We start from the raw sequence: 10,022 nt of genomic DNA, 5'->3' as shown, positions 1-10,022 counted from the left end.
CGGTGTCGTCGAGGTTGCTGGTCGAGTTCGAACCGGACGAGGCGAGCACGCCGACGACCTCGAAGGTCTGGGAGTCGATCGTCACGTTCTGCCCGACGACGTTCGATGAGCCGAAGAGCTCCTGCGCGGTCTCAGAGCCGAGGACCACGACGGATGCCTCGTCGGCCTGCTGCTGCGCCGTGATGAACGTGCCCGTCGCCAGGGTGCGCGAGCGCACCTTCAGATACGAGGGGGTGACGCCGACCACGCTTGTCGTCCAGTTGGTCGACCCGGCGGTGAGCTCCTCGGAGCTCGACTTCTCGGCGTCCACGCCCGCGATGTCGGGCGCGTTCACCTTCGAGGCGAGGGCGGTGGCGTCGGCTTCGGTCAGGGTCGAGCCCGTGCCGAAGCCGCCCCGCACGCCGCTCGACGAGGTCGACGAGCCGGGCGAGACGATCAGCAGGTTCGAGCCGAGCGAGGAGATCTGGCTCGAGACGTCCTTCTGCGTGCCGAGGCCGAGCCCGACGGTCAGGATGACCGCCGCGATGCCGATGAGGATGCCGAGCACCGTCAGCGCGGAGCGCATCTTGTGGCTCATGATGGCGAACCAAGAGGTCCGCGCGGTCTCCATCCAGTTCATGCGAGCACCTCTTCTGACTGGATGAGCCCGTCGCGCACGTGCACGATGCGGCGGGATCGGGCGGCGACCTCGTGCTCGTGCGTGATGAGCACGATCGTCCGGCCGCTCGCGTGCAGCTCGTCGAACAGCCCGAGCACCTCTTCCGTGGAGTGCGAGTCGAGGTTTCCCGTCGGCTCGTCGGCGAGGATCATCGTCGGCTCGGTCACGAGCGCGCGCGCGACGGCGACGCGCTGCTGCTGGCCGCCCGAGAGCTGCCCCGGCTTGTTGTCGATGCGGTCGCCGAGGCCGACGCGCTCGAGTGCCGCAACGGCCCTCTCGCGCCGCTCGTCCTTGTGGACGCCGGCGTACATCATGGGCAGCTCCACATTCCGCCAGGCCGACAGGCTCGGCAGCAGGTGGAACTGCTGGAACACGAACCCGATGCGCTTGTTGCGGACATCCGCGAGATCGATCTCGTCGAGATCCTCGACGTTGTCGCCCGCGAGCAGATACGAGCCGCTCGTCAGAGTATCGAGGCAGCCGAGGATGTTCATGATCGTCGACTTGCCGCTGCCCGACGGCCCGACGACCGCGACGTATTCGCCTGCGCGGATCGTGAGGTCGATGCCGCGCAGAGCCTCGTATTCGATCGAACCGGTCTTGTAGGTCTTGCGCGCGTCCGCGAGCCGGATGACGGGCTCGCTGTCGCCCGGCACGAGGAACGCCGGCATGGTCGAGGTCTCAGCCATCAGTTCCCCGAACCCGTGCCGGGCCGCTGGAAGCCGCCGCCGGTGCCACCGCCGAAACCGCCACCGGGGAACGTGCCCGTGCCGCCGCCGAAGCCGCCGCTCGGGAACCCGCCGGTGCCGGCGCCGCCGCCCGTGCGGCCGCTCGAGCCGCTGCCGCTCGAGCCCCCGGTACCGCCCGGCCGAGTGATCTTGAGCACGATCTTGTCGCCCGATTTGAGCCCCGAGGTGATCTGCGTGTACTGGCCGGACTGGATTCCTGTGGTGACCTCGGTCTTGACCTGCTTGCCGTCGACCACCTTGGTGACGACCGTCTTCCCGTTCGACTGGGTCAGGGCCAGGCTCGGCACGGCGACCGCGTCGGAGACCTGCTTGTAGATGACGTTCGCGGTCACCGAGACCCCGTCGTACAGGTTGTCGGGCGTGCCGGTCACGGCCACGTCGACGGGGTAGGTGGCTGCACCCGAGCTGGTCGACGGCAGCAGCCCGATCGAGCTGACCGTGCCGAAGAACGAGGAGTTCTCGCTGGTGGACAGCTTGACCTGGTTTCCGGTCTTGATGTTCTTCACCTGCGCCGCGGCGACGTTGATCTGGGTGGTCCACGAGTCGGTGCCGGTGATCTCGAAGGCGCCGCTCGAGCTCGAGGAGGACGACGATGAGGATGCCGACGAGCTGCTCGTCGGCGACGAGCCGGAACCCGAGTTCGACGAGCCGTCGCCCGCCGTCGCCCCCGCCCCGCCCGAGCTGCCAGAGCCGCCTGAGCCGCTGGATGAGCTCGACGAGCCCGAGACCGTGTCACCCACGGCCACGTTGACGGCGGTCACGGTGCCGGCCACCGGCGCCGTGAGGGTGGTGCCGTCGACCTCCTTCTGAGCGGAGTCCACCGCTGCCTGTGCGACCGACACGGCGGCCTGGTCGGCGGCGATCTGGGCCACGTCGGCAGAGGACCCGTCGCTCGCGGACTGGTCTGATGCGAGCTTCGCCTGATCGCTGGCGAGGGTCGCCTTCGCCTCGGCAAGGTCGGCGTCGGCCTGCGTCGTCGTGATCGTGGCGAGGGTGGCGCCCTTCTTGACGGTCTGCCCCTCTTTCACCTTGACCGCGGTGACCGTGCCGGACGCGGCGAAGTCCACCTGCTCGTCGACGGCGGGCGAGAGCGTGCCGGTTCCCGAGACGGACTGCTGAAGCGTCTGGGTCGAGACGGTGAGAGTCGTCGAGGAGGGGGTCGCCGCGTTGGCGCTGGTCTTCTGTGCGAACCCGAACCACCAGACGGCGGCGCCCGCGACCACGACAACGACGACGGCCGTGATTATCCACGTTCGTGGACGCGTGAGGAAGGCCATCATGCCGATCAATATGGGGTCGCCGACTTGGACGAGGTGATCGCCCGCCTATGCGGCGGATAAGAACCGGGTGGGTGCCTCGGTGCCCGGCGCGCATAGGCTTCTCGGCATGCTGATCATCCGCGTTGCCGAGTTGATCGCACTGGCGGCGCTCGCCGCGGCGGTGTGGGCCGTGGTGCGCACGGGGCGGGAATCGCTGCGTCAGCGCCGTCGTCGCCGCTAGTCACCGCGCGAGAGTGCTCGACTGAGGACGTGCAGCGACCCGGACCGCGCTGGTTTCAGGCCGCGCTGATTTCAGGCCGCGCGTCGCGGCTGCCCGTCGACGATCTCGCGTAGCGCCTCGATGAATTGGTCGCGATACCGCCCGCGCGGGAACGGCACGGGCGCGTCGTGCAGGAGCCGCAGGCCGGCTTTCTCGAGGCCGGGCCCGAGCGCCCGGAAGCCAGAGTTGAACGCGATCACGACGCCCTCGGGCTCAAGCGCCGTGGCCCGCTCGATCGCGGCGCGTGCGAACCGTGCCGTCAGGTGCGGTCGCTCACCCCGGCTGTACGCGCCGACGGGGAACGGGATCGTCTCGATGACGAAGACCCCCTCGTCGCGCAGCCGCTCGAGATAGGGCCGCTTATCGGCGCCGGCCGGCGGGAACTCGCCGTCGAAGTACACCTCGACCACGGCGCGGAACAGCGGATCCCAGCTCACCACCGTGGGTGAATAGAAGAACTCGTGCTTCGAGTCCGCCGCCAGCTCGGGCGCCGCCTCGTCGATGATCAGCACCCGCACCCGCTCGGGGCGCCACTGCTCGCGCAGCCGCTCGTACCAGGGCTCGTCAGACACTCGTGTTCACCGCACCTTTCATGGTCAGCTCGCTACGCGCGAGCGGGCCGCGACGTGGAATTGAGTCATTACGCCGGACGTGGATGTCAACGCCGCGGGCGGCCTGCCCGGGCGACCTGCTCGGCGCATGGCAGAGCCGAGCTGACCAGCGTGGTCAGCTCGCGCATCGCGTCAAGCACCGAACTCATGCGAGAACGGTATCGATCGCCTCCGACATTCAGAAGCGATCTCTCGCAGATGTGTACAAGCGGACGAACCCTCGCCTGTGGAGGGAAAGAGCCGTCGCTCGCCGCCGATGCATGTCGAATCGTGGTCCGGCCCAACACCCGGGCAGAGAAGAACCCCGCTGGTCCGACCACCAGCGGGGCACTGCATCAAGTCTCCCGCTTCCGCGCGCATGTGAACGCCAGATGGCCGGGTCTTTACCGAACTGTAAGGGAACGCGAGGAATGCACCTCGGTCCCGGGCGCGCCGGACCCGTCGCTCAGACGATGGTCCAGTCCGAGTCACCGGAATCGGCGAGGGCCGCCGACGGCTCGGTGTGGGCCAGCCGCACCGCGACGAGCTCCTCATCGAGGGCGAACCTGCGCGCTCTCTCATCAGCCCGCGCGGCCTCCCCGGCGCACCGATCCGCCTCGGCGTCGAGTCGCCGGGCATCCGTCTGCCGCATCTTCGCGATCTGCGCTAAGCGAGCGGACGCCGCGCGCGCCCGCATCTTCGCCGCCTCTTCGCGCTTCTCGCGCTCGGTGGCGCGGAAGTCCGCCGCCTTGCGCTCTTCGGCGAGGCGGTTCTTGCGCTTCAGCATCAGTTCGACTTCAGAGGTCGGGGCAGCCATCAGGGCGACGGTACCGAGGGATGCCCCGCGCGCGGCGCTTTGGGCCCGGAGCGTCCTAAGTCCGCACCACGACCTTGCCTCGCACATCGCCGTCGATGAGCTTCTGGAACCCGGAGCGGACGTCGTCGAGGGCGACGACCGAGTCGAGGTGCGGCCGCACGCCGCTCGCCTCGAGCAGCCTCAGCAGCGCCTCGAACTCCGTGCGCGTCGACCCCGTCGACCCGATGACCGAGAGCTGCTGATAGAACACCCGGTTGAGCTCGGCCGGCGGCATGTTCCCGCTGGTCGCGCCGCACGTCACGATCGCGCCGCCGGGAACGAGCGACCGCAGCGAGTGCGCCCAGGTCGCCTCGCCGACCGTGTCGACCACGACGTCGACGCGCTCGGGCAGGCGCGCGCCCGATTCGAGCACCTCATGCGCGCCGCACTCCGATGCGAACGCGCGCTTCGCCTCGGTCCGTGCCGTCGCGTACACCTTCGCGCCCGCCGCCCGCGCCAGCGAGATGGCGGCGCTTCCGACCCCGCCCGAGCCGCCCTGCACCAGCACGCGGTCGCCAGCCCGCAGGCGGGCCCTCGTGAACAGCATCCGATATGCGGTGCCCCAGACGATGCCGAGCGTCGCAGCCTCTTCGAAACTCAGCCACGCGGGCTTCGGCACGACGCACTCGGTCGGCACCAGCACAAAGTCGGCCAGCGACCCGTTGACCGTCTCGGAGAGCAGCGCGCGCCGCGGGTCGAGGGTGACGTCCCCGCCGCCGCGGTTCGGGTCGCCGAGCACGGGGTGGATGACGACCTCGTCGCCGGCATCCGTCACGCCCGCCCCGTCGCAGCCGAGCACCATCGGAATCCGCTCGGCGGGGTGGCCGACGCCGCGCAGGGTCCAGACATCGTGCGGGTTGAGCGAGGCCGCGCGCACGCGCACCCGAGTCCACCCCGGTTTTGCCTCAGGGTCAGGAAGTTCTTGAAGAGCCAGGCCCGAAAGCGGGTCCTCGGCATTCTGGTCGACGGCGACAGCAGCGCGCACGGTGTACCTCCCGTTCTTCGCCCCAAGCTACCCGAGCCGAGCGGCGCACCCACGAACCCGAATCGGCTCTTGCCGCCCTGCACTCCGCGCGGGATGATGCCCGCGACAGCGCATCACCCGGTCACGCAGATTACGAAGTTCAGGAGGCCACCGATGTCCGTCAGCTTCATTCCCTATCTTCAATTCCGCGGTCGCGCCCGCGAGGCGATGACCTTCTACCAGTCCGTCTTCGGCGGCGAGCTCAGCGTCATGACGTTCGGCGAGAGCGGCATGACCGATGGCGTCGACCCGGACCAGGTGATGCACTCGCAGCTGAACGGCGCGGTGAACCTGATGGGCTCGGACGTTCCCGAGAGCATGCCGCTCACGCAGGGCTCGAGCGTCTCGCTCAGCTTCTCCGGCGACGCGGCAGGCCTCGACACCGGCCGTGACTACTACGCGAAGCTCAGCGAAGGCGCAACCGACGTCCTTCCGCTCGACCTCGCGCCGTGGGGCGACTACTACGGTCAGCTCACCGACAGATACGGCTTCACCTGGATGTTCGACTTCGGCGCTCCCGAAGTCCCGAGCGACGCGAGCACGCTCGGCTCGCACCAGGCGCTTTAGGGGCGCGTCGCCCGCACGGCCGTCGCGTCGAGCTCGTCATCGCGCACGAGCTCGACGCGCCAGCCGTGCGCCTCGAAGATCTCGCGGTCGCGGGGCGCCTGGCGCCTGCTCGTCTCGACGAGCACCGTGCCGCCCGGGGCGAGCCATGCGGCTGCCTCGTCCGCGATCCTGCGGTGCAGTGCGAGCCCGTCGTCGCCGCCGTCGAGGGCGAGCGGGTGCTCGAACTCGCGCGCCTCGCGCGGCATGTTCACCACCTCCGAACTCGGCACATAGGGCGCGTTCGCGACGATGACGTCGAAGCGCCCACCCGATAGCGCGGCGAACAGGTCGCCCTCGACCACCGTGCCGCCGAGCGTTTCCAGATTCGTGCGAGCCACGGCGACCGCGGCCGGGTCGAGATCCGAGGCGACGACGGATGCCTCAGGCATCCGCCTCTTCACCGCGGTCGCGACCGGCGCGACACCGCAGCAGACCTCGAGCAGAGACGGCGCGGTCTCCATTCGGCTTCGCCGAGTCGACCCGCCTGGCGGCCCGCCGGCCGACTCGCGCGCAGCGCCGCCGCTGGTCGACTCGCGCGCCGTGTCCCCGCTGGTCGACTCGCGCGCAGCGCGAATGGAGACCGCCTCCTGTGCGAGCTCCAGCAGGAGCTCGGTGCGCCGCCGCGGCACGAAGACGCCCGGTGCGACGGCGAGCCTCAGCCCCGCGAACTCGACCCACCCCAGCACGTACTCGAGCGGCTCGCCGGCGACCCGCCGCGCGACGAGGCGCTCCAGCTGTGCGGCATCCCGCGCCTCATCGAGAAGCAGACGCGCCTCGTCCTCCGCGAACACGCAGCCGGCCGCGCGCAAACGGGCGACGAGCGCGGTGGTCTCGGCCGATTCAGCCAGCGAGCAGCCCTGCCTTCTCAGGGTGCTCGTCGAACCACTTCGCCGCGTACCAGCACATGGGCACGATCTTGAGCTCGGGGGAGTTCTGCTCGATGTCGTCCACCGCGAAGGACACGACCTGGCCCGCGTAGCCGTGCCCGCGCTGCATCGGGTCGGTGAAGGTGTGCGTGATCGAGAGCCGGTCGCCGTTGACCGTGTAGTCGGCGGCGCTCACGAGCTTCCCGCCGACCTTCATGACGTAGCGGTGCGCCTCGGTGTCGTGAATGAACTCGGTGCTCACGGCTCGAGCCTAAGCCCGCGTGCGCGGCGGCGTGCCCGCTGCGAGTCGCGCGCAATTCGCACGCTCGCGCGCACCCGATCGGCCGACGCGTACGCGCGAACGCGTGCGCGCCGCGCCGACACTGCAGCCGCGCCCCGTCGGCCGCTAGCCTGGGCGCGTGCACAGTCCGGGTCGGCGCCGCGTCGTGTTCGTGCTGCTGGCGATCGGCGTCGTGTTCCTCGGAATCGAAGCGGTCGAGGCGGTGATCGCGAACCAGACCCTGCCGCCGGCGTTGCGCTTCGCGGCGCTGCACTCGGTCGGGGCCGTCGCCTTCGGCGCGCTCTCGATCGTCGCGGTGATCGCGGCGGCGGTGCTCGAGCCCCGCTGGCTGGTGACCCTCATCGGCGCCTGCGTCGCGGCGGCAGCCGTCGCACTGCTCCTGATCTGACCGAACTGCCCCGAAGTGTGAGTTCGGGTTGCCGCAGTCGCGAAATGGCAGCCCGAACTCACACTTCGGGCGACTGAGAGCCGCGCCTCTGCAGCAGCAGGTGGGCCACCAGGGCCGTCCAGCCGGTCTGGTGAGAGGCGCCGAGGCCCTGGCCCGTGTCGCCGTGGAAGTACTCGTAGAAGAACAGCTGGTCGTGCCAGCGCGGGTCGGTCGACAGCAGGGGGTAGCGCGCATCCGCCGGCCTCGGCCCGCCGCCCGGCGCGGGGATGAACAGCGCGATCAGCCGGTCGGCCAGGTCGTCCGCGATCGCGCCCAGCCCCAGCTGCCGCCCTGAGCCGGCGGGGTACTCGACCGTGTGCGCCTCGCCCAGGTTCTCTTCGTAGTCGCGCAGCGCGTCGATGATCAGCGCGTTGAGTGGGAACCACACGGGCCCGCGCCAATTCGAGTTCCCGCCGAACAGATGGCTCGTCGACTCGCCGGGCTCGTAGTCGACCACCTGATCCACGCCGCCGACCGAGATCCGGAACGGGTGATCGCGATGCCAGGCCGAGATCGAGCGGATGCCGTGCGGCGACAGCATCCCCTGCTCGTCGAAGACCTGGGCGAGCACGCGCGTGAGGCGCTCGGGGCTCACCAGCGCGAGCAACGTCGTTCCGCCGCCGCGCGCATGCAGGTGCAGGTTGCCTGCCGCCTCGGGCTGGCGCCGCAGGAACTTGCGCACGGATGCCTGGAACTCCGGCAGCCCGTCGGCGAGCCCATGCAGCGGCAGGGATGCCGTCACCGGCACGAGCCCCACGAGGGAGCGCACCTTGAGCGGGTGCTTCGACCCGTCGGGCAGCGTGAGCACGTCGTAATAGAAGGAGTCCTCGTCGCTCCACAGCCCTTCGTCGTTCGCGGCGTCGGCGATGCGGGTGAAGTGCTCGAAGAACTTCACGGCGACGTCCTCATAGGCGCGGTCGTGGTGCGCGAGGGTGAGCGCCATCTCGAGCAGATCCAGCGCGTACACGGCCATCCACGCCGTCGAGTCGGCCTGCTCGATGCGCCCGGCGTCGGCCGGGAGCGTCGAGCGGTTCACCGGCGCGATGTTGTCGAGCCCCATGAAGCCGCCCTCGAAGAGGTCGTCCTGCCCGGCATCCTTCGTGTTCGTCCACCAGGTGAAGTTCATGAGCAGCTTGTGGAACACGCGGGCGAGGAAGGTGAAGTCGCGGCCGCCGTCGAGGCGGAACACGTCGAGCGCGGCGCGCGCCTGCGTGGGCGGGTTCACGTCGCCGAAGTCCCACTCGTAGGCCGGCAGCTGGCCGCTCGCGTGGGTGTACCACTCGCGCAGCAGCAGGATCAGCTGGCCCTTCGCGAACTCGGGGTCGATGTGCGCGTAGGTGACGCAGTGGAACGCCAGGTCCCAGGCGGCGAACCACGGGTACTCCCATGCGTCGGGCATGAGGATGACGTCGCGTGCGGCGAGGTGCTGCCACCTGCCGTTGCGGATCGCTCCGCGGCCGGCCGGGGGCGGCGGGTAAGCCGGGTCACCCTCGAGCCAGCGCCGCACGTCGTAGTGGAAGAACTGCTTCGACCAGGTCAGCCCCGCAAGCGACTGCCGCAGCACCCGGCGCCTGTCGTCGTCGAGCCCGGCGGGCGCGAGGGCGTCGTGGAACGCATCGGCTTCGGTCTCGCGGGCGCGCATGACCTCGTCAAAATCCTCGAACGCGCCGTCGCCCGCCTCGCCCGGCGGTTGAGGAGCACGCGGAGCCTGCGGAGCGCGCGTCTCGAAACCCTCTTCCCGCAAACGAAGTCTGAGAACCTTCGATTCCCCGGGGCCGACCGTCACCGAATAGCGAACGGATGCCTTGGTGCCGGTCTTCTCGGGATTCACCGTCTCGGCCCCGCGCACCACGAAGTCGTTGATGCCGTCCTTCGGGAAGGGCGAGCGGTTCACGGCGCCGTCGCCGAAGAGCGCGGCCGCGTTCGTCTCGTTGTCGCAGAACAGCGTCTGTGCGGCATCCGCCTGCTCGTAATACAGGGTGAGCGGGCCCGCGACCAGCGCGCCGTCGCCCTGCACGATGGCGGGCTTCTCGCCCTCTGGAACGTCCCACGCCCAGGTGTTGCGGAACCACAGCGTGGGCAGCACGTCGAGGGTGGCGGCCTCGGGGCCGGCGTTCTCGATCGTGATGCGCAGCAGCAGGTCGTGCGGGCCGGCCTTGGCGTAGTCGGCGGTCACGACCCAGTAGCGGCCGTCGTCGAACGCGCCGGTGTCGACGAGTTCGTATTCCTCGGAGTCCGCACCGCGGCGCGCGTTCTCCGCACGCAGCTCGTCGTAGGGGAACGCGCGCTGCGGGTAGTGGTAGCGCCAGCGCTGCCAGCTGTGGGTCGGCGTGCCGTCGAGGTACCACCAGTAGTCCTTCGCGTCTTCGCCGTGGTTGCCCTCGGGGCCGGCGAGGCCGAACATCC

At 69.9% G+C, this 10,022-nt stretch carries 11 protein-coding genes; 2 read left to right on the top strand and 9 right to left on the bottom strand.

The genetic code is table 11. From position 1 onward, the window contains the following. From ABD716_RS07865 to ABD716_RS07840, 6 genes are all read right to left on the bottom strand, one after another. A partial coding sequence (locus ABD716_RS07865) for an ABC transporter permease (protein WP_344775560.1) occupies positions 1 to 577 on the bottom strand: 577 nt, incomplete at its 3' end. Positions 578 to 615: 38 nt separating this feature from the next. Further along, on the bottom strand, positions 616 to 1,347 hold the full coding sequence (locus tag ABD716_RS07860) for an ABC transporter ATP-binding protein (RefSeq protein ID WP_344775558.1): 732 nt from the start codon (positions 1,345 to 1,347) through the stop codon (positions 616 to 618). Then, positions 1,347 to 2,687, bottom strand: a complete 1,341-nt coding sequence (locus ABD716_RS07855; RefSeq protein WP_344775556.1) for an efflux RND transporter periplasmic adaptor subunit — start codon at positions 2,685 to 2,687, stop codon at positions 1,347 to 1,349. Before ABD716_RS07855 ends, ABD716_RS07860 begins: the two co-directional genes overlap by 1 nt. A gap of 291 nt (positions 2,688 to 2,978) precedes the next feature. Then, on the bottom strand, positions 2,979 to 3,518 hold the full coding sequence (locus ABD716_RS07850; RefSeq protein ID WP_344775554.1) for a hypothetical protein: 540 nt from the start codon (positions 3,516 to 3,518) through the stop codon (positions 2,979 to 2,981). A gap of 484 nt (positions 3,519 to 4,002) precedes the next feature. Next, positions 4,003 to 4,353: a hypothetical protein gene (locus ABD716_RS07845; RefSeq protein WP_344775552.1), complete on the bottom strand. Its 351-nt coding sequence runs from the start codon at positions 4,351 to 4,353 to the stop codon at positions 4,003 to 4,005. A 55-nt stretch (positions 4,354 to 4,408) separates the two neighbouring features. Further along, positions 4,409 to 5,377, bottom strand: coding sequence for a zinc-binding dehydrogenase (locus ABD716_RS07840; RefSeq protein ID WP_344775550.1), 969 nt, complete (start codon positions 5,375 to 5,377; stop codon positions 4,409 to 4,411). Between the two features lie 153 nt (positions 5,378 to 5,530). On the opposite strand from ABD716_RS07840, the gene ABD716_RS07835 reads away from it, so the two are divergent. Beyond that, positions 5,531 to 5,983 (top strand): VOC family protein, encoded by a 453-nt coding sequence (locus ABD716_RS07835; protein ID WP_344775548.1) that lies wholly within the window; start codon positions 5,531 to 5,533, stop codon positions 5,981 to 5,983. Here ABD716_RS07835 and ABD716_RS07830 read toward each other — a convergent pair. Then, the gene (locus ABD716_RS07830; RefSeq protein ID WP_344775546.1) at positions 5,980 to 6,813 is read right to left on the bottom strand and encodes a N5-glutamine methyltransferase family protein; all 834 of its coding nucleotides are present in this window, start codon (positions 6,811 to 6,813) and stop codon (positions 5,980 to 5,982) included. The two genes, ABD716_RS07835 and ABD716_RS07830, sit on opposite strands and share 4 nt — an antisense overlap. A 49-nt stretch (positions 6,814 to 6,862) precedes the next feature. Further along, the gene (locus ABD716_RS07825; protein ID WP_344775544.1) at positions 6,863 to 7,150 is read right to left on the bottom strand and encodes a GNAT family N-acetyltransferase; all 288 of its coding nucleotides are present in this window, start codon (positions 7,148 to 7,150) and stop codon (positions 6,863 to 6,865) included. Between the two features lie 157 nt (positions 7,151 to 7,307). Here ABD716_RS07825 and ABD716_RS07820 point away from each other — a divergent pair, with 157 nt between their 5' ends. Then, positions 7,308 to 7,577 (top strand): hypothetical protein, encoded by a 270-nt coding sequence (locus ABD716_RS07820; protein WP_344775542.1) that lies wholly within the window; start codon positions 7,308 to 7,310, stop codon positions 7,575 to 7,577. A gap of 58 nt (positions 7,578 to 7,635) precedes the next feature. On the opposite strand, the gene ABD716_RS07815 is transcribed toward ABD716_RS07820, so the two are convergent. Continuing rightward, entirely contained in the window at positions 7,636 to 10,020 is a 2,385-nt protein-coding gene (locus ABD716_RS07815; RefSeq protein ID WP_344775540.1) for an MGH1-like glycoside hydrolase domain-containing protein, read from the bottom strand. Between the last annotated feature and the right edge of the window lie 2 nt (positions 10,021 to 10,022).

The organism is Gryllotalpicola kribbensis, from assembly GCF_039538245.1.
Lineage (GTDB): Bacteria > Actinomycetota > Actinomycetes > Actinomycetales > Microbacteriaceae > Gryllotalpicola > Gryllotalpicola kribbensis.
Note: the sequence above shows the minus strand (reverse complement) of the source record. Positions and strands in the feature narration are given on the sequence as shown.